19 protein-coding genes and 2 pseudogenes are annotated in these 18,985 nt (G+C 66.6%); 15 read left to right on the top strand and 6 right to left on the bottom strand.

All coding sequences use genetic code 11. The features are described from left to right. Positions 1–2 precede the first annotated feature (2 nt). Positions 3–806, bottom strand: coding sequence for a TrmH family RNA methyltransferase (locus ACYVAN_RS06920; RefSeq protein WP_460956864.1), 804 nt, complete (start codon positions 804–806; stop codon positions 3–5). 284 nt (positions 807–1,090) lie between these two features. Between ACYVAN_RS06920 and ACYVAN_RS06915 the strand changes: the two genes are divergently transcribed. The 4 genes from ACYVAN_RS06915 (at position 1,091) to ACYVAN_RS06900 (ending at position 5,889) form a co-directional block, all read left to right on the top strand. Next, positions 1,091–2,386, top strand: coding sequence for a multidrug effflux MFS transporter (locus tag ACYVAN_RS06915; RefSeq protein ID WP_460956862.1), 1,296 nt, complete (start codon positions 1,091–1,093; stop codon positions 2,384–2,386). A gap of 88 nt (positions 2,387–2,474) precedes the next feature. After that, positions 2,475–3,410, top strand: a complete 936-nt coding sequence (locus ACYVAN_RS06910; RefSeq protein WP_460956860.1) for an aldo/keto reductase — start codon at positions 2,475–2,477, stop codon at positions 3,408–3,410. 175 nt (positions 3,411–3,585) lie between these two features. Beyond that, positions 3,586–5,082, top strand: coding sequence for a hypothetical protein (locus ACYVAN_RS06905; RefSeq protein WP_460956858.1), 1,497 nt, complete (start codon positions 3,586–3,588; stop codon positions 5,080–5,082). A gap of 177 nt (positions 5,083–5,259) precedes the next feature. After that, positions 5,260–5,889: a superoxide dismutase gene (locus ACYVAN_RS06900; protein ID WP_460956856.1), complete on the top strand. Its 630-nt coding sequence runs from the start codon at positions 5,260–5,262 to the stop codon at positions 5,887–5,889. A gap of 215 nt (positions 5,890–6,104) precedes the next feature. Here the strand turns inward: ACYVAN_RS06900 and ACYVAN_RS06895 are convergent. Next, a pseudogene (locus ACYVAN_RS06895) lies at positions 6,105–6,370 on the bottom strand (IS30 family transposase); the annotation flags it as partial. Positions 6,371–6,764: 394 nt separating this feature from the next. Between ACYVAN_RS06895 and ACYVAN_RS06890 the strand changes: the two are divergent. The 3 genes from ACYVAN_RS06890 to ACYVAN_RS06880 all read left to right on the top strand — a co-directional run bounded on the left by ACYVAN_RS06890 (position 6,765) and on the right by ACYVAN_RS06880 (position 7,899). Further along, the gene (locus tag ACYVAN_RS06890; protein WP_460956854.1) at positions 6,765–7,082 is read left to right on the top strand and encodes a MerR family transcriptional regulator; all 318 of its coding nucleotides are present in this window, start codon (positions 6,765–6,767) and stop codon (positions 7,080–7,082) included. Between the two features lie 216 nt (positions 7,083–7,298). After that, positions 7,299–7,502 carry a cold-shock protein gene (locus tag ACYVAN_RS06885; protein ID WP_460956852.1) on the top strand — a complete coding sequence of 68 codons (204 nt, stop codon included), beginning with the start codon at positions 7,299–7,301 and terminating at the stop codon, positions 7,500–7,502. Between the two features lie 193 nt (positions 7,503–7,695). Next, complete coding sequence (locus ACYVAN_RS06880) at positions 7,696–7,899, top strand: zinc-ribbon domain-containing protein (RefSeq protein WP_460956850.1); 204 nt, start codon at positions 7,696–7,698, stop codon at positions 7,897–7,899. Positions 7,900–8,142: 243 nt separating this feature from the next. Here ACYVAN_RS06880 and ACYVAN_RS06875 read toward each other — a convergent pair whose 3' ends face one another. Together ACYVAN_RS06875 and ACYVAN_RS06870 are read right to left on the bottom strand one after the other, a co-directional pair. Then, positions 8,143–9,465 (bottom strand): MFS transporter, encoded by a 1,323-nt coding sequence (locus tag ACYVAN_RS06875; protein ID WP_460956848.1) that lies wholly within the window; start codon positions 9,463–9,465, stop codon positions 8,143–8,145. A gap of 4 nt (positions 9,466–9,469) precedes the next feature. Continuing rightward, positions 9,470–9,904, bottom strand: coding sequence for a MarR family winged helix-turn-helix transcriptional regulator (locus tag ACYVAN_RS06870; protein WP_460956846.1), 435 nt, complete (start codon positions 9,902–9,904; stop codon positions 9,470–9,472). A gap of 232 nt (positions 9,905–10,136) precedes the next feature. On the opposite strand from ACYVAN_RS06870, the gene ACYVAN_RS06865 reads away from it, so the two are divergent. Together ACYVAN_RS06865 and ACYVAN_RS06860 are read left to right on the top strand one after the other, a co-directional pair. Further along, positions 10,137–10,895 (top strand): RelA/SpoT domain-containing protein, encoded by a 759-nt coding sequence (locus tag ACYVAN_RS06865; protein ID WP_460956844.1) that lies wholly within the window; start codon positions 10,137–10,139, stop codon positions 10,893–10,895. Beyond that, complete coding sequence (locus tag ACYVAN_RS06860) at positions 10,892–11,182, top strand: hypothetical protein (protein ID WP_460956842.1); 291 nt, start codon at positions 10,892–10,894, stop codon at positions 11,180–11,182. Before ACYVAN_RS06865 ends, ACYVAN_RS06860 begins: the two co-directional genes overlap by 4 nt. A gap of 99 nt (positions 11,183–11,281) precedes the next feature. Here the strand turns inward: ACYVAN_RS06860 and ACYVAN_RS06855 are convergent, their stop codons facing one another. Then, the gene (locus ACYVAN_RS06855) at positions 11,282–12,724 is read right to left on the bottom strand and encodes an NCS2 family permease (RefSeq protein WP_460956840.1); all 1,443 of its coding nucleotides are present in this window, start codon (positions 12,722–12,724) and stop codon (positions 11,282–11,284) included. A 91-nt stretch (positions 12,725–12,815) separates the two neighbouring features. Between ACYVAN_RS06855 and ACYVAN_RS06850 the strand changes: the two genes are divergently transcribed. The 6 genes and pseudogenes from ACYVAN_RS06850 to ACYVAN_RS06825 all read left to right on the top strand — a co-directional run bounded on the left by ACYVAN_RS06850 (position 12,816) and on the right by ACYVAN_RS06825 (position 17,262). Next, on the top strand, positions 12,816–13,103 hold the full coding sequence (locus tag ACYVAN_RS06850) for a DUF2530 domain-containing protein (protein ID WP_460956838.1): 288 nt from the start codon (positions 12,816–12,818) through the stop codon (positions 13,101–13,103). Positions 13,104–13,187: 84 nt separating this feature from the next. Continuing rightward, positions 13,188–13,982, top strand: a pseudogene (locus ACYVAN_RS06845) (ESX secretion-associated protein EspG). Between the two features lie 107 nt (positions 13,983–14,089). Continuing rightward, a complete protein-coding gene (locus ACYVAN_RS06840) occupies positions 14,090–14,680 on the top strand; it encodes a DUF3558 domain-containing protein (RefSeq protein ID WP_460956836.1) in 591 nt (196 codons plus the stop codon). Positions 14,681–14,896: 216 nt separating this feature from the next. Continuing rightward, positions 14,897–15,334, top strand: a complete 438-nt coding sequence (locus ACYVAN_RS06835) for a hypothetical protein (RefSeq protein ID WP_460956834.1) — start codon at positions 14,897–14,899, stop codon at positions 15,332–15,334. Continuing rightward, positions 15,331–15,930, top strand: coding sequence for a DUF3558 domain-containing protein (locus ACYVAN_RS06830; RefSeq protein WP_460956832.1), 600 nt, complete (start codon positions 15,331–15,333; stop codon positions 15,928–15,930). Before ACYVAN_RS06835 ends, ACYVAN_RS06830 begins: the two co-directional genes overlap by 4 nt. 54 nt (positions 15,931–15,984) lie before the next feature. Further along, positions 15,985–17,262 (top strand): PPE domain-containing protein, encoded by a 1,278-nt coding sequence (locus ACYVAN_RS06825; protein WP_460956830.1) that lies wholly within the window; start codon positions 15,985–15,987, stop codon positions 17,260–17,262. Positions 17,263–17,436: 174 nt separating this feature from the next. Here the strand turns inward: ACYVAN_RS06825 and ACYVAN_RS06820 are convergent, their stop codons facing one another. Further along, positions 17,437–18,921 carry a PQQ-binding-like beta-propeller repeat protein gene (locus tag ACYVAN_RS06820; RefSeq protein WP_460956828.1) on the bottom strand — a complete coding sequence of 495 codons (1,485 nt, stop codon included), beginning with the start codon at positions 18,919–18,921 and terminating at the stop codon, positions 17,437–17,439. Between the last annotated feature and the right edge of the window lie 64 nt (positions 18,922–18,985).

Genomic DNA, 18,985 nt, shown 5'->3' with positions numbered 1-18,985 from the left:
GCTCAGCACCCGCTCATCGCGTGGAAGGTGATCGCCCCGGCGGTCGCCACGTTGAGCGAGTCGACGTCACCGGCCATGGGGATCCGCACGGCGAGATCGGCGTTGGCGATGGCCTGCTCGGTCAGTCCGGGTCCTTCGGAGCCCAGCAGCACCGCGACTCTGCCCCGGTCCAGTTCGGCGTCGCGCAGTGACAGCGAATCGGGGCCGGGGGTCAATGCCGCGATGCGGTAGTCGTGGTCGGCCAGCAGCTTCAGATCTTCCGGCCAGGCTCCCAGCTTCGCGAACGGCACCCGCAGCACGTGGCCCATCGAGACGCGGATGCTCCGCCGGTACAGCGGGTCGGAGCATCCGGCGCCGAGCAGTACCCCGTCCACGCCGAGCGCTGCGGCGTTGCGGAACAGCGCGCCCAGGTTCTCGTGGTCGCCCACCCCTTCGAGCACGGCCAACCGTCGCGACCGGCCGACCAGCTCCGCCGGGTCCACCTCGGGCGCCCGGTCGGCCACCGCGAGCACCCCGCGGTTCAGGTGGAATCCGACCACCTGGGACATCACGTCGGCGTCGGCCACGTAAGCGGGCGCGTCGAGCCCGGCGAGCTGTTCCTCCAGCGATTCGATGCGACGGCGGACTCCCAGCAGTGCACGCACCGGGTAGGGGGAGGCGAGCAGGCGTTCGACCACCACGACCCCTTCCGCGATGACCAGCCCGCGGCCTCCCGGCCGGTCGGGTCTGCGGTCCGCGGTCGACAGGTCGCGGAAGTCGTCGACCCTGGGGTCGTCCACCTCGGTCACCTCGATCAGCTGCGCCACAATCGGCATTTTCTCATTCGCCGGAGACTGCCCGTCGGACATGTTCCACGTCACACCTCAGGCGGCGGTGGCATAAACCTCGCGCCTTCTCGTGTTGTGCTGTTAGCGGGGCTAAACGACGAGACCTGGCCATGCCGGCACGTGCCGGCCAGCGGTTTCGTGCGGAACTGCACACGCTCCCCGGCAGGACCGCTCTCCACCCGCGTTCGGGTGCCGACGGGCGGTCATGGTTTTGCGCGGATCGCAGGGCACCGCACCGCACCGCACCGAGCGCGAGGAGAAGCATGTCCACCGTCGAAGTGGCCGACGAGAACAACTCAGGTCTGCGCCGCAAGGCCAGGTTCGCGTTGATCCTCGGAGGCTTGACGGCGTTCGGGCCACTGTCGATCGACATGTACCTGCCCGCGCTGCCCGCCCTGACCAACGAGATCGGCGCCACCGCTTCGCAGGGGCAGCTGACGCTGACCACGGTGCTGCTGGGCTTGGCGTTCGGCCAGTTGCTCGCCGGACCGATCAGTGACTCGGTCGGCAGGCGCACACCGCTGATGATCGGGCTGACGGTCTACATCGCCGCCTCGGTGATGTGCGCGCTGACCGATTCGGTCTACGCGCTCGCGGGGTTGCGGCTGCTGCAGGGCTTGGGTGCCGCGGCGGGCACGGTGATCGCCCGCGCGGCCGTGCGCGACCTGTACTCCGGTGTGGAGGCCGCTCGCTTCTTCTCCTCGTTGATGCTCGTGACGGGGCTCGCGCCGATCCTGGCGCCGGTGATCGGCGGCCAGGTCCTGCGCTACACCTCCTGGCGCGGCGTGTTCGTCGTGCTCACCGCGTTCGGCGTGCTCCTGCTGGTGATCGCGGTGCTGGCGCTGCCCGAGACGAAGCCGAAGCGCTGGCGACAACCCGCCCGGTTGGGTTCGACGTTCCGCATCTTCGGTCGGCTGCTGGCAGAGCCCTCGTTCCTCGGCAACGCGCTGGCCGCCGGGCTGGCGATGGCCGCGATGTTCGCCTACGTCTCCGGTTCGTCGTACGTGCTGCAGGACATCTACGGGATGTCCCCGCAGACCTACAGCCTGGTGTTCGGGCTCAACGCGATCGGCCTGGTCTCGGCCGGTCAGATCAACGCCCGCCTGGTGGGCCGGTTCGCCACCGAGGTGACGCTGCTGATGACGGCGCTGGTGGCCGCTTCGACGGCGGGGGCGGTGCTGCTGGCCTCCTCGCTGGCCGGCCTGCCGCTGCCGTTCCTGCTGGCCCCGTTGTTCGTGATGATCGCCAGTCTGGGCTTCGTGCTGCCGAACACGACGATGCTGGCGCTGGCGGATCACCGGGAGGTGTCCGGCTCCGCGTCGGCGTTGCTCGGGGTGAGCCAGTTCGTGGTCGGTGCGCTCGCCGCTCCGCTGGTCGGTCTGGGCGGGGTCGGTTCGGCGGTGCCGATGGCCACGGTGATGTTCGGGGTCGTGCTCGCCTCGGCGGTGGTGTTCCTGACGCTGGGGCGCCGCGGCGCTCAACGCTCGCAGTCCGCGCAGGAAGAGCCTTCTCCCGAGGCGTCGGATGCGGCCGCACCGGAGTCCGCACGCGTGGACTGAACCGCTGGGGAGAAACGTCTTCGAACGAGCGGTGAAATCGTTCTCGCCTCGACCCGGGGTCGGTGAATTCGATGCTACGTTCGAAGCCATGGCTGCACTCGGTACCACTGACCTCGACGTTTTCCCGATCTGCCTCGGCGGCAACGTGTTCGGCTGGACGGCCGATCGTGACCAGTCGTTCGCCGTTCTCGACGCCTACGCGGCGGCCGGGGGGAACTTCGTCGACACGGCCGATTCGTACTCGGCGTTCGCCCCGGGCAATCCCGGTGGTGTTTCGGAGACCGTGATCGGTGAGTGGCTGCGCAGTCGCGGCAACCGGGACGAGGTGGTCGTGGCGACGAAGGTCGGCTCCTGGCGGGAACGTCCGGGGTTGTCCGCCGAGAACATCAAGGCGGCGGCGGACGATTCGCTGCGCCGCTTGGGCACCGACCACATCGACGTCTACTACGCGCATCGCGACGACGAGTCGACGCCGTTGGAGGAGTCGCTGGCCGCGTTCGACGAGCTGGTTCGCGCGGGCAAGGTCCGCCACATCGCCGCGTCGAACTTCACCTCGACGCGGTTGGCCGAGGCGCTGCGAATCTCGGACCGGGAGGGCCTCGCACGGTTCAGCGTGCTGCAGCCGCACTACAACCTGGTGGAACGGGCGGGTTACGAGGACGACCTGGCCGGAGTCGCCGAGCGGGAGGGCCTGGCGGTACTCCCCTACTATGCGCTGGCGAAGGGCTTCCTCACCGGCAAGTACCGGCCCGGTGACGCCAGTTCGGAGAGCCCGCGCGCCGAGGGCGCGGGCGCCTACCTGGACGAGCGCGGCGTGAAGCTGCTCGCCGCGCTCGACGAGGTCGCGACGCTGCGGGGTGCCCCGGCGGCATCGGTGGCGTTGGCCTGGCTGCGCGCGCGGCCGAACGTGGCGACACCGATCGCCAGCGCCCGCAGCGTCGACCAGCTCGACGGGCTGCTGACCGCTGCGAAGCTGACGCTCACGCGGGATGAGATGGAGCGGCTCACGACCGCCTCCGACTGAGTTCGCGGACGTTTCGGGCATCCGCGACGTTTCCGTCCGGTACCGCCCGTTGGCCGTGTTCGTGCCGTTGTTCGAGCACCGTTTTGGCCGCTGGTTCGCCGGGTAACGATGTGTCACGGTGGTTATCCATCCAGCCGATGGCGCTGACGTGCTTGCCGACCGAACGGGAGACGGCATGGGAAGGCACGTGACGAATCGGGCGTTCACCCCCGTTGACCGGCAACGCTACCGAGACAAGATGCAACGCGGGCTCGACGCCCTCGCCCGGATGCTCGCGGGCAGCGATTTCTCCTTCCCCCACCAGCAGATGGGGCTGGAGATGGAGCTCAGCCTGGTCGACGAGAACCGGGAACCGTCGATGTCGAATTCCGAAGTGCTGGAGAAGATCGACGACCCGACGTTCACCACCGAGCTGGGCCAGCAGAACATCGAGCTCAACGTGCCACCTCGCAAGCTGGCCGGGGATGGCGCGCTGGAGCTGGAGCGGGACCTGCGGGGCGCGTTGGTGCGCGCTGACGGCAAGGCCGGTGACGCGGGCGCGAAGCTGGTCATGATCGGAACGTTGCCGACGCTGCGCAACACCCATTTCGATCCGCACTGGTTGTCGCGGAGCCCGCGCTACACGCTGCTCAACGATCAGATCTTCACCGCCAAGGGCGAGGAGATGCTGCTGGACATGGAGGGGTCGCCGTTGGGCGACTCCGGGCCGGAGCGGTTGCGGTCGTATGCGGATTCGATCCTTCCCGAGTCGGCTTGCACTTCGGTGCAGCTGCACCTGCAGGTCGCGCCGGAGGATTTCGCGGCGCACTGGAACGCCGCGCAGTGCCTGGCCGGGGTGCAGGTGGCCGTGGGGGCGAACTCGCCGTTCCTGCTGGGCAAGGCTCTCTGGCACGAGACGAGGGTGCCGCTGTTCCTGCAGGCGACGGACACGCGTCCGCAGGAGCTGAAGAACCAGGGCGTACGTCCACGGGTGTGGTTCGGCGAACGATGGATCACGTCGATCTTCGACCTGTTCGAGGAGAACGTCCGGTACTTCCCGGCGCTGCTGCCGGAGCCGCTGGAGGAGGACCCGATTGCGGCCCTGGACGCGGGCCGGGCTCCGACGCTGTCCGAACTGCGCCTGCACAACGGGACGATCTGGCGGTGGAACCGGCCGGTTTACGACCTGGTCGACGGGGTCCCGCATCTGCGGGTGGAGAACAGGGTGCTGCCTTCGGGGCCGAGCGTCGCGGATGTGCTGGCCAACGCCGCGTTCTTCTACGGCGCGCAGCGGGCCCTCACCGAACAGGATCGACCGCTGTGGACCCAAATGTCGTTCGCGGCGGCGGAGGAGAACTTCTTCGCCGGTGCCAGGCACGGAATGGATTCCCACCTGTACTGGCCCGGCGCGGGCTGGGTGAGCCCGGACGAGCTGGTGTTGCGGCGACTGCTGCCGATGGCCCACGAGGGGTTGCGCAATTGCGGGATGTCGGACGAGGCCCGGGAACGCCATCTCGGCGTCATCGAGCAGCGTTGCCTGCGGCGGCAGACCGGGTCGTCGTGGCAGCGGGACACGGTCGCCGCGCTGGAGCGCGACGGCATGGACAGGCAGGCCGCGTTGAGCGCGATGCTGCATCGCTACATCGAGCACACGGACGGCGGCGAGCCGGTCCACACCTGGCCGCTGCCCTGACCTGGCCGCTGCCCTGACCTTCCCGCTCCACCCGCACTCCAACCCACCCCTGCACTTCTGACCCGAGCACTCCGGACCCGAGCGTGCGCGCGATCTTTGCGCTAGTCTGGCAATTGCAAGTACGTTGCAATTGCATCGGACTGCCGACAAAGAAGATCTTCGCTAGGGAGAAGGTTCATGGCCCAGTACGTGCTGCCCGAGCTGGACTACGACTACGCGGCGCTGGAGCCGGCGATCTCGGGAGAGATCAACGAGCTGCACCACAGCAAGCACCACGCCACGTACGTCAAGGGCGCCAACGACACGATCGAGAAGATCGCCGAGGCCCGGGACAAGGGTGACTTCTCCTCGATCGTGGGCCTGGAGACGACGCTCGCGTTCAATCTGGCCGGGCACTCCCTGCACCTGGTTTGGTGGAAGATCCTCAGCCCCAACGGCGGCGACAAGCCGACCGGCGAGCTGGCGGCGGCCATCGACCAGGACTTCGGTTCGTTCGACAAGTTCCGCGCTCAGATGGAGGCCGTGTCCACGACCATCCAGGGCAACGGCTGGGGCGTGCTGGCCTGGGACCCGGTCGGTCAGCGGCTGATCACCCAGCAGCTGCGGGACCACCACTCGAACCTGTCGATCGCCACCACCCCGCTGCTGGTGTTCGACATCTGGGAGCACGCCTACTACCTGCAGTACAAGAACGTGAAGGCGGATTACGTCAAGCAGCTGTGGAACGTCGTGAACTGGGACGAGGTCGGCAAGCGCTTCGCCGACGCCCGCGCCGGTTACAACGGTCTACGGCTGCCGACCGCCTGACCAGGCTCGGCGGTGAATGCTCCGACAAGCTGACCGCCGAACGCTTCGGGGCTCTCCTCCGGGAGGGCCCCGAAGTGCGTTCGGGGCTGATCAGCCCGCCTTGCCGAGGAACACGAGCACCCCGAGTCCGACCCCCTTTTCCATTGCTCCGAGACATTTTCCGCGGGCAAGCCCGCGCCCCGTTGGCGGATTCGAGGGGTCGTTGCAACACGCTGCTACTTGATGCTGGCGGCTAGGAGCTTAGCGAGACGCTCGGCCGGGATTTCCCAGCCGAGCGTTTTGCGTGGGCGGCTGTTGAGTTCGGCGGCGACGTCGTCCAGGTGCTGGCGCCTGTAGCGGGTCGGATCGGTGCTTTTCGGGAGGTATCGGCGTAGCAGGCCGTTGGTGTTCTCGTTCGAGCCACGCTGCCAGGGGCCGGCCGGATCGCAGAAGAAGACTGGGATGTCGGTGGCGTTGTGAAGGCTTGGTGAGCGGCCAGGCCAGCGCCTTCCTCACACTCGCTGCAGCCCTCACCGAAGGGGAATTTCTATGGTCGCCGCTGTAGACATGGTTGGTTGGTCCTGTTATGGTTTCTCACCAGCAGACGGAGAGCACTGAAGCGCCATCACCGACGAATCGGCGCCGCGAGTGACAAAAGTGGAGTTGCAGTTGCAGGCCCCCGGGCGGGGACCGGCTGGTCCCCGCCCGGGCTACGAAGACAAGTCCGTGATCTGCACGCGCGTGAGAAGGGGGTCGTCGAGTCACTGTTTTCCCCGCCGCCCCACTCCCAGTGTTCGTGGATGGAAGAGCGGCCTGAGTAGTGAGTAATTTCCCCCTCGCGGCCCCCGGTGCACCTCGGTGCACCGGGGGCCTTGTAGAGGGGTGAGGGAGCGGTATTGAGCCAGAATCAACCCGGGGCCGACGCGAAGTTCGACGACGAGGATTACCCCGCCTACACCATGGGGCGGGCCGCGGAAATGCTGGAGGTGACCCAGCCGTTCCTGCGGTCACTGGAAGAGGCCGGCCTGATCGACCCGCAGCGCTCGGAGGGCGGGCACCGGCGCTACTCACGCCGCCAGCTGCGGCGGGCCGAACGCGCCCGCGAGCTCGTCGACCAAGGGACCCCGGTGGCGGCGGCGTGCCGGATCATCACCCTCGAAGACCAGCTCGCCGAGCACACCGACCCGCCGCCGAGGCCGGGCGCGCAGACTTAGATCGCCGGGGGTCTGTGGGCTGACCGCGTGCGGTGTGTAGGGTCCGTGGTGGTCGTTGTATTTTTGGGTTCGTGTTTGCGCACGCTCGCAGGATGTTGATGCGGGCGAGCTTCTTTCTTTGGTTTGTAGCTGGAGTAGTGGCTGTCTGAGATCCCCGGCCCGGGCTTCCGCGCGGTGTGGTTGCCCGTCATACCCCAGCTCCCAGGAGGAGAAGACATGACCAACGGAACCGTGAAGTGGTTCAACTCGGAAAAGGGCTTCGGCTTCATCGCCCCCAACGAGGGCGGCCCGGACGTGTTCGTGCACTACTCGGCGATTGACGCCGCCGGCTTCCGCACCCTCGAAGAGGACCAGCAGGTGGCCTACGACGTCAGCCAGGGCCCCAAGGGCCTGCAGGCTGACCTCGTGCGCGCGGCCTGAGGACCCCGCTCTTCTTCTTTTCCAGTGGCTCCCCACCCGCTCCGGGTGGGGAGCCACTGGCGTTTTCGGACTTCGCCGCAGCCGTGCTGACCAGGGATGACGCCGGGAAACAGCCAACCTCGCCGATGCGGCCCTGCACGGTGATGACCGTGCCGATGGCCGGCTACTGGGAATCGCTCCCTAAGCTGGTGTGGTGTTCTTCATCTTCGGTCTCGGCACCAAGCAGCAGCACCTTGGCCCGGGGGAGACCCGGACCTGCCCACGCTGCCACAACACGACGCAGTGGAGGCACATGCGGGAGTTCAAGCAGTTCACGTTGTTCTTCGTCCCGGGCGCACGCTGGAAGCGCCGTCAGCTCGAGGTCTGCGGCATCTGCGGCACCGCCGTCGAAGCCTGAGCGGTCTCGCCTCCCGCACCGGAACGCTTAACCGGCTACAGGGGTTTGAGGAACGCCTGTGTCGGGCTGCGCCGGCCGCAGGCGTGGCCAAGCCCGGCAGCGGCCTGCTTCGTTCAGCGTCTTCGATAAGGCGCACTGTGCAGACACAGCAACAGGCCCCGGCCTCCCGGAGGAGGTCGGGGCCTGCGCTGTTCCCGAACTGACTGTCGCTCCCACCACGAAGCGGACGACATTTAGGTTAGCCTAACCTGCTCCGGGGTGCAAGGGTTGCCTTACCTTCGCTTGCCTGGCGAGCACGGCGGCCCCCACAAGTGCGGCGACGACCGAGAGCGAGCCGCCCAGCATCAGGGGCGCGGGCGGTCCCCACACCTCGGCAAGCCAGCCGGAGGCCAGCCCGCCCAGCGGTTTGCCGCCCAGGAACAGCAACATGTACAGGCCCATCACCCGGCCGCGCATGCCGGGTTCGACCGCCAGCTGCACCGTCGAGTTGGCGCTGGTGGTGAAGGTCATCACCGCGATGCCGACCGGTATCAGCGCCACCGCGAACAGCTCGTAGCTCGGCATCAGCGCCGCGGTCGCCTCCAGCGCCCCGAAGGACGCCGCGCCCAGCAGCGGCAACCGCAGCCTCGGCCGGCCGCGCCCGCTGCGCCGCGCGGCCAGGGTGGCACCGGTGAGCGTGCCGACCGCCAGCATCGTGAGCAGCAGTCCGTAGCCGTCGGCTTGATGCCCGAAGTGGTTGCGCGCCATCACGGCCAGGGTGTTCTCGAAGTTCATCCCGAAAGTGCCGATGCAGAACACCAGCACCATGATCACCACGAGGTCCGGTCGCCCGCGCACGTATCGGATGCCCTCGCGGACCTGGCCGGATTCCTTCGGGCTGGGCTCGACCCGATGCAGCCGAGCGGTGTCCATCAGCCACAGTCCGAGCACCACGGCCACCGAGCTGCACCCGTTGGCCACGAATATCCAGCCGGTGCCGATCTGAATGATCAGCACCCCGGCGATGGCGGGACCGACGATCCTGGCCAGGTTGAAGATCATGGAGTTGAGCGCGACGGCGTTGGTCAGCTGCTCCGGCCCCACCATCTCGATCACGAAGGACTGACGGACCGGCGCGTCGACCGCCGCGAAGCTGCCCAGCAGCAGGCACAGCGCGTAGACCTGCCAGAGCGTCACAGCACCGGAGACATCGAGCAGCCCGAGCAGCAGCCCGCACATCCCCATCCCGCTCTGCATGGCGATGAGCAGGCGGCGCTTGTCGAACCGGTCGGCGGCGACGCCCGCCCACAGGGTGAGCACGAGGGTCGGGAGGAACTGGAGCGCGACCGCGACACCGAGGGCGACGGGACTGCCGCCGGACAGTTCCAGCACGAGCCAGTCCTGCGCGGCGCGCTGCATCCACGTGCCGGTCAGCGAGACGACCTGGCCGGAGGCGTAGTAGCGGTAGTTGCGTTGCCGCAGCGAGCGGAACATGCCGCCTGCGGGCCGCGTTCCCGAGTTCCGCGTCGGAGCGGTGCCGGTGGTCGGCTCCGCCGATCGCTCCCCTGCCGAGTAGAGGCGTCTCACCTGGTCAACGTCCGGCCAATCGATCAATGATCTCGGTGGCGCGACACAGGACGGCTCGCTCTTCGTCGGTGAGGTCGACGAGCTGCTGGTCGAGCCAGCGCTCGCGTACGGAGATCTCCTCGTCGATGCGCGCCTGCCCGGCCTCGGTCAGCTCCACGATGGCCTGGCGGCCGTCGGTGGGGTGGGCACGGCGGGCGACCATCCCCCGCTCTTCCAGCGCAGCGATCACCCTGGTCATCGACGGGGGCTGCACGCCTTCCTTGGCGGCGAGTTCGCCGGGGGTCATCGAACCGGCCTTGTTCAGGGTCGACAACGCCGACAGCTGGGACAGGGTGATCACGGAATCGCCGCTCTGCGCGCGCAGCCGACGATTCAGGCGCACCACCGAGAGCCGCAACCGGCCTGCCAGAGTGCGCTCGCGTTCCGCGGTTTCGGACACGTCGTTAGCCTATCAAAGTTCCTAGGGGAATCGGACATTTCGAGTCGCACCCCCGCATCGGCCGCCGAACGCGACACCCCGACGATACTCGGTGCCGTACAAACGCGTGTTCTACCGGACCGGCCCGCAGCCTGTGCAGGCACCCACCGTTCCGAGCCCGCACCGCACCGCTCCGAGGTTTGCTTGACCTCGATCAGTATCCGTTTAGTAGCTGTCTGTAACATCCGTCCTCATGGGGGAAAGACCTGCACCCGGCAGTGTCGGCAGCAAGCCGCTGCCGTCGAAGAACCAGTTGAAGACCACCGGAGACCGCATCCGCAAACGTTCGAGCGGATCTCTGGCCGAGTCAGGTGGCAACGAGAGAGCAAACGAGGATGTCCAGCTGGTCAATCAATGGCGTTCAGCACACTCGGTTCCCCTGACCCGTACTCGCATCGGCCTCGGTTCCATCGTGATGCGCGTTCTCGATCAAGGTTCCCAGTCCGGACTCGTCACGCAGAGACTCAAACGCTTCGAAAGCATTGTTGCCAAGCTCATACGGGACAAGTCCAGACTGGGCGAGGTTGAAGACATAGCGGGATGCCGCGCAGTACTGCCCGGCCGCGAGTCCGTGACGAGTGTCTGGGCCTCGCTGGCGAACGCCCACAAGATGAAGATCGAAAGGGTGAAGGACTACAACGAGAATCCGCATGCTGGTGGCTACAGAGCCCTCCACCTGTGGTGTCGACGCGATGGATTCAAGATCGAAATCCAACTGCGGACCGCATACCAGCAGAATTGGGCAGAGCTAATCGAAGAGTGGGACACTACGCTCGGCTTTGATCTCAAGCATGAGGACGCGCCAGTTCCTGTCCTGACGTACTTCCGTGAGCTTGCTGCCTACTACTCCCTGCTGGACGACAATCTGGCAGACTCGGCCATAGACGCGTCCGCACTGAGGCAGGCGACCGACCACGTCCGAGATTGGCTAACGAGGGAGGTTCAACCATGACCGACCCGGATACGTGGTTCCTACTCGTCCAGTACCGGAGATGCGGAGAGACCTCTGTCTCCTCCTTCAACGATGCTGACGAGGCCGCCGCCGCCTACAACGAGGCTGAGCAGTACCACCAGGACAAGCTCAAAGGGCCAGATGCGGAGATGGACGTGCTCTTGGTCGGCGCGTCGAGTCTTGACGTCGTGAAACGCCGGTATCCGAGCTATTTCTTGTCCGGAAGATCCAAGTCCGCCAAGGTCAAGCATCTGCTCGCGGCTCTCCCCGCGGTTCCCGCCCGCTAGCGCGGGGAGAGCCGACCTGCTGTGATCCTGCGCCGCCGGGCCGGTTCAGTGACGGGCCGGTTCGGTGCGGCACTCGAGGTGGTGAGCCCGCACCGGCCGTCAGCCGCCGAGGGCGGCGCTGACGGGGTCGGACACGAAGTACAGCACGAACGCCGCCGAGACCACCCACAGCAGCGGGTGCACCTCCCGCACCCGGCCGGTGGCCGCCCGCAGCGCCACGTAGCTGATGAAGCCGGCCCCGATTCCGTTGGCGATCGAGTAGGTGAACGGCATCACGACGATGGTCAGGAACGCGGGCAGCGCGATGCTGAAGTCGGACAGGTCGATGTCCCGGATCTGCCCCAGCATCATCGCTCCGACCACCACGAGCGCGGGAGCGGCCGCCTCGATCGGAATGACCTGGTAGAGCGGGGTGAAGAACATCGCGGCGAGGAACAGCAGACCGGTGATCACGTTCGACAGCCCGGTCCGCGCGCCTTCGGCGATGCCGGAGGCCGATTCGACGAACACCGTGTTGGAGCTCGCCGAGCCGAAACCACCCGCGACGGCGCCGACGCCCTCGACGCCCAGCGCCTTGCCGATGCCGGGCAGGTTGCCCTTCTTGTCGGCGAGGCCGGCTTCCTTGCCGAGGCCGGTCATGCTCCCCATGGCGTCGAAGAAGTTCGCGAGTACGAGGGTGAACACCAGCATCGCGCAGGCCAGCGCGGGCAGCCTCGTCCACGCCCCGAAGGAGATCTCGCCGATCAGGGAGAGGTCCGGCAGGCCCATGATCTGTTCGGGCACGCCCGGGTAGCCGAGGTGCCAGCCCTTGGGGTTGGATCCCTCCGACGGTCCGGCCTGCACCAGGGTTTCCACGACGATCGACAGCACGGTGGTGACGGCGACGCTGACCAGGATCGCGCCGCGCATCTTCCGGGCGACCAGCACGGTGGTGAGGATGAGGCCGAAGACGAACACGCCGGTGGGCCACGAGGCGATGGAGCCGTTGATGCCCAGCCCCACCGGGACGGTGGTGTCGGCCGAGTCTGGCAGCCGCCGCACGAACCCGGCGTCGACCAGGCCGACGAAGCTGATGAACATGCCGATGCCCACGGCGATGGCGGCTTTCAGCTCCGGCGGCACGGCGTTGAACACGGCCGTGCGGAATCCGGTGGCCACCAGGATCAGGATGATGATGCCGTCGATCACCACGAGGCCCATCGCTTCGGGCCAGGTCATCTGGGGCGCGATGGTCACGGCCAGCAGCGTGTTGATGCCCAGTCCGGCGGCGATCGCGAACGGGTAGTTGGCGACGAGTCCGAACAGGATGGTCATCAGCCCGGCCACCAGCGCCGTCGCCGCCGCCACCTGCGGGACCGGCAGGATGTTGCCGAGCACGTCGGTCTTCGCGTTGGGGCTGTCGGCGGAGTAGCTGCCGAGGATCAGCGGGTTGAGCACGATGATGTAGGCGACGGTGACGAAGGTGACGATGCCACCGCGGATCTCCCGGTTCAGACTCGAACCGCGTTCGGAGATCCTGAAGTACCTGTCCAGGGCTCCCATACGCTTGCCGGGTTCCGTCGCCGGACTTGTCTCGCTTTCGCCCGTCATCATCTCCACCGTTCTCCGTATTGACGGGGGTAGCCTGCCTGACGTGCCCGAAGACAGCGAAAGCACCCCCGCGAGCGCACGTACCGTGCCCGCGCTGCCACGCAAACTCGCCGAACCGACCCCTGTCGTGCTGGCGGGGACCCTGTTGTGGTTGGCCGCGACCGTGTGGATCGGGATCGCTGACTGGGGTGACTGGGGATTGCGGTTCTGGACGGCGATCGCGGGCTGCGGCCTCGGCGTGCTCGGCTACGGCGTGTTCCGCTGGCAGCGTTCGGCCTCGCGGCGCGGCTCGCGCGGGGCCTGGCAGGGTTTGTCTGGTTTGGACGAGTGATTTTTCACCCGATCTCGGTCATCGATTCAACACAAACCCGCTAGTCTTCCCCCGCGCAGCACCTACGAGGGGGAGTTCACGACAGTGGTGTCCAAGATCGACGTCGACCGGCTCGAATTCATCATCCTGGCCGAGCGCGCGAACCTGACCAGGGTTCCGATGGTCGCTTCGTTCAGCCATTACGGGACTCGGGTCCAGGACATCGGACGCGAGTACGACGCGGCGGAGCAGCGGTGCCGGGAGCGGGGGCTCCTCGGTCCTCGCCGTGAGCTCAACGAAAACGTGCAGGAGATGTTGGCGGCCTACGCGCACACGAGCGTGGAGTACGACCTGCGGTTCTCGACGAAGCAGTAGACCGAGCTGCGGGTGGCGGTCAGCCAGGCCGGACAGCGGGCGTTGCGCACCGTCGTCGACGGGGACCGGATCATCCTGGAGTCGGTCCGGCCGTCGGACGCGGTTCAGGCCATGATGTCGACGCTGCCCGAGCACGCCCCCGCGCGCATCCGCCCGCCGCTGAGCATGGATCTGGGCGAGCTCCGGAAGGTGATGGGCGAGGTCAACAAGCGCGGCGAGGCCGATCAGCGCGCCGTGGAGGAGGGACTGCGCTCGCGCGGCATGGACATCCGTGGTTTCCGGCAGATCACGCAGCTGCTCGACGCGCCGCGCCTGGGCGCGGGCGAGGTGGGCGCGACCATCTGGACGGCCACCCGCAAGGAGGTCCGCTGCGACCAGACCCTGAAGATCATCGATCTGCCGTCGGGCCGCGTCGCCATCTACAACAGCGCGGGCCAGCGGATGCTCGCGGGCGCCGACATCGGCACCTTCAACCGCATCCTGAACGACATGGTCAAGCACGCCCAGCGAGAAACCGCCTGGTGATCGACGTTCGCGATTCTGCGGACGCATGACCCCGACGACCACCCATACCGCAGGCACCGATGCCGCAGACACCGCCACCCGCGCCGGTGGCGAACGTGAGGAAGAACGTGCAACGCCGAGCAACCCTGATCAGCGTCGCGGCTCTCGCCTTGAGCTTGACCGGCTGTGCCCAGAGCAGCGAGGGAACAGCGGAGTCGGCTCCCGATTCCGGCGAGTCAGCAGCTTCGACCCAGCCGTCCGAGCCCACTGATCCAGCGCTGCGGATCAGCAATCCCAAGGATTTGGGAACGGTCACGGACGCCTGTGACCTGCTGACCCCTGAGCAACTGACCGCGCTGTCGGCAGGCACTGAGGCGGAACCGGACACGACCGTGTATGGCGAATCCAAGTGTTCGTGGCGCAACGACGACTTTCGCATGACGGTCGCACTGAATGCGACAACGGGCACTGGGCCGGAAAAGATCCACGAAGATGGCAAGGCCAGCGACAACTTCCAGCCCACCGAGGTCGACGGCTACCCCGCCGCCCGAGTCGACGAGCAAAGCACGCTCTGCCGCGTGGAAGTCGGCATCGCAGACGACCAAGCCGTCGCGATCAACTACAGCAAGCGCGGCGGCGACGCTCCGGAGCTGCAGGATCCGTGCGGCTACGCCGAGAAGATCGCCAGCGAGGCCCTGAAGAACATCCCGGACGCGTGACCGGTCAAGCAACATGCGATCCACTTGTGCCGCACTGACGGCTGCTTCCGACGCACGCAGTGACTGGGCCGAACGGATCAATCTCGGGGGAACTGGGAACCAGATCTTGTGTCGATAACGTCATAGGGCTACGCGCGCGGGTGTGGACCTGGCAAGCTGAGCGTGATCGTGACCAAGGCGTGCGAGCGAGCTCGCAGCAAACGAGGGGGTAAGGAGATGGTGGAAGCCAACCCGGCGACTGCCGCAGGCTTCGGCGCTGCCATGAGCATGACACCGGGCATGGGAGGCATCGCGGCAGGGATGGCCCAGGTGTCGACCTACGTGAACACCGGCGGCACGGCCCAGCAGGCGTCGTTCTCGGTCGACCTCGATCAAGCCCCGGGGCTTTTGGCCAGTTACAAAGACGCCCGTGAGCAGCTCTCCAAGATCGCTACCAAGGCAGCGCGTTTGCAGCTGATTGGTTCTCCTGGAGATGACGAAGTAAGCAAGAAACTGGTGAAAGACCTCGGCAAGATGGCTTCGAGCGAACCCGGCTGCCTTCTCGAGGCTGTCAATGACGGGATCAAGCGGCTCAACGAGCAGATTGAACAGCTCGAGAATGCCATAAATGATTACCAGGCGGCCGACGAGAACGCAAAGCCAACCCAAGTGTGAGGAATTCCGTGCTACGCCGTGCAATTTTGGCCAGTGTCGCCACCGTTTCTGCCCTAGTCCTTTCGGCTTGTGGCCAGGCCACCGAGGACTCTCCGGGGCAATCCAGCAGCCCCGAGAAGACTACGCAGCCTACTAAAGCCGCCGATCCAGCACTGAAGGTAACGAACCCTAAAGACGTGAGCGCATTGCAAGATCCATGTGCTGCTCTAACTCAGGGACAACTGGCCGATCTTGGGGCTACAGCCGAGCCAACCACTGATGAAACCCCTTGGGGCGAAACCGCATGCAGCTGGAGCGGCGACAATGTCAGCATTGATTTCTCACCTGACTCAGTCAGCGGTGGAGGATTCTCCAGAATTCGGGAGAACCAGGACGAGTTCGCGAACTACGAAGAAACGAATGTCGCAGGATACCCGGCCGCTCGAATCAACTCGTCTGAACTTCTGTGCGGGATTGCGGCCGGCGTTTCAGACGAACATACGGTTCTGATTAATGTTACCAAATTCGGCAGCGACGCTTCACAGCACGCAGATCCTTGCGCATTCGCAGAGAAAGTCTTCACCGAGTCAGTGAAAAATATCCCCGCAGAAGGCTAGACCAGATATCGGAATTAATCCACACCACATCGTAAGCAGAAGGGAGGTCCAGCGATGGTTTTACCAATCGTTGGCGGTTACCTACTCGCCCGCCCGTCGGACAGCGGCAACACCGACGAGATCATGAGCCAGGTGGGTTTCCACCACCCAGAGAAGTACAAGCAAATCCACGGTGGCAAAGACATCGGGCCGCTAAACGACGCTGTGCAAGACTGGCAGAAAGACATCGCCGGAGACTTCAACAAGGTCGCAGACCTTCTCGATGAAGCCAACAAGCGTGCGGGTGTCGCCTGGTCCGGCCAGGCTGCTGAACAGCACGGCTCGGCGCTCGCGCCGATGACCAACTTCATTCGGGACTCCAAAGATGTCTCCGAAGGGGTCGCCGATGCCGCCAGCAGGCAGGCCATCAACTTCTCCCAGGTCAAGAATGCCATGCCGGAGCCGGTAAAGGTCGATGCGACCGACAGCTACCTGGAGAAGGGTGCGGCCGCTGTCTTCGGGCAGGAGACGGACCTGCAGAAGCAGGAAGCGCAGGCCACGGAGAAGGCAGCGGAAGCCAAGCAGTACTACGACTCCTACGACGCGAGCACTACCGATGCGTCTTCCAGTCTTCCGCATTACCCCAAGCCGCCGGAGATGGCGTATGAGCAGGGCACGGGCGGTGGTGGAACGGGCGGCTCGGTCCAGAGCCCGATGGGTGTCAGCCCGAGCGGTGGTTCGCAGCCGGTAGGCGGCGGCAGCGGTTCCGGTGTCACCGGTGGCAGCGGTTCCGGGTTCTCCGGTGGCGGCTCCGGTGCGGGCGTCGGTCCTGGTGGTTATTCCGATTCGCCTGCGGGCAGCGGTTCGTCGTGGGCCAATTCCGGCGGCCCGGCTCCCGGTGTCGGTGGCGGTGCTGGTGCGGGTGCCGGAACGGGCGCCGGGGCTGGTGCGGGCGCTGGTGCCGGCGGCGGCCTCGCGGCCGGTATGAGCGGTGCAGGCGGCGCCGGCGCAGGCGGTGGCCGTGGCGGAGTTGGTGCCGGTGGTCGCTCCGGCGCTGGTTCTGGGGCTGGTGCCGGTGGTCGTGCCGGTGGTGCTGGTTCGCTCGGTGCCGGTGGACGTGCGGGTGCGGGCGCAGGCATGCCCGGCGCGGCTGGTGGCGCGGCAGGCGGTGCGGCTGGTGGTGCCGGTGGCCGTGGTGGCGCGGGCGCGATGGGCGGCGGCGCCGGTGCGCGCGGTCAGGGCCAAGGCGGCGAAGAGGACGGCGAGCACGAGAACAAGTACATGCTGCCGACCGACGAGGCGTGGGACGAGCTGGGGCTCCCACCTGTCGCCCCGCCGGTATTCGGCGAGTAGTTCTCATCTGGGGCGGCCGCGCATCGATTTTCGTTGCGCGGCCCGCGCTTTTTCGGCTGCCAGCCTGCTGCTGCTTCGCCGCCGCGACAACGGCTCCGCGTCCTGACGGCAGCACGGCCCTGCGGGCGAACCTGACCCGGCCGCGCACGGCGATACGCGGCCGGGCCGTGCCGGTTATCGAACGGCGAACAGGCCGGGGGCCCAGTTGGATGCGCCCATGTTCACCCCGTAGACAGTCCCGTTCTTCCAGTGCAGTTCGGATTTGCTGATCATGCCGAATTGGTCTTTGGGGTATTCGCCGCTGACCGGTTCGATGGCACCGTCGTCGAAGGACAGTTCCACCACACGCGAGGGGTTCTCGTAGGTCCGGTCGTGGATGGCGAGGACCCCGTTCTCGGTCGCCGCGAACGGCACCCCCGCGATCTTGGGGCCGAGCGGAACGCTCCAGCGCTGCTCCCCCGTTTCGAGGTCGAAGGCCACGATTCGGTTGGTTTCGCGGAGTTCGTTGACGCTGCTGGGGACGGTCGCCGCGATGAGCAGGCCGTTGGATATCACCAGCGGGTAGCGCCCGTGCGGGTCACCGTTGCCCGCTCCGCCATCGTTGACCGCGAAGACCTGCAGACCTCCCTCGGGCACGGTTGCTGGGATGGTGGTGGTTCGCTGCCCCGATTCGTCGAACACGAGGTATTCGGGTGTTCCGACGCCCCATTCTTCGGGCGGCACCAGCACCACCGGCGGGTCGGCGGAGATGATTTGCGGCCGGCTTTCAACGCCGGGCAGCGGCGTGCTGTTCTTGACAGCCCCGGTCTGCGGGTCGAGCACGACGATCGAGCTTTCCTTCTCGACGGTTCCGCAGAATTCGGGGAACACGACCGCGTCTGCACCGGCCTCGAAGTCGTCGATGTGGCAGCCTCGTTCGGCGACAGCGGTGTGGCGCCAGACTTCGCGGCCGTCGGCGATGTTGATCGCGGTCACCATGTCGTGCTGGGCGAACACCAGGTGATCGCCCACGATGTCGAGTTGGATGTTCTCGTCCGAAAAGCGTTCGTACAGCACCGGCAGGTCGACCTGCTGGACCGGCTGACCGGTTTCGAGGTCCACCACCATGACCCCGGCGCATTGGGGGTAATGGTCAGTTTCGGGGTCGAACGTCCCGTAGGAGACGGCACCGAGCCCGTCCTCGGTGGTGCTGCTCATTCCGCAGAACGCGCCGCTGCCGGGCGCACCTTCGCGGGTGGGCGGCGTGAGCTGCCACTTCCGGACGCCGTCTGCTGCCGCATAAGCGTTGAGGTGGTCGCGGTCCATCGTCACGAGGGCACCGTCGGTTGCCCAGCTGCCCATGATGGTGAGGTCGTTCGGGGCCGGTGCCGTCCACCGCACGTCGGCGGCGGGCACGGCTTCGGGTTCGTCGTCCCGCATCGCGAAGTAGAGGCGCCCGCCGACGATGACGACTACCGGTAGGCCCACGAACAGCACGATCGCGCCGATGATGACGAACGGCACCCAGCGTTTGGGCTTCTTCGGGGGTGGACCGTAGCCGGGCTGGCAGTATCCAGGATGGGGGTATCCGGGCTGGGGATGTCCGGGCTGATGCGGTGGGATTCCGTGCCCGTGGTTCGGGTGTGGGCCGGGCTGGTTCGGCCAACCGGGTTGTGTCACAGGGTCTGCTCCCCCATTGTTCGTGGTGCTTTGCGCGAATCCTCCGATATGGCGGGTTGTCGGC

The sequence above is a fragment of the Parasphingorhabdus pacifica genome, from assembly GCF_054779195.1.
Note: the sequence above shows the minus strand (reverse complement) of the source record. Positions and strands in the feature narration are given on the sequence as shown.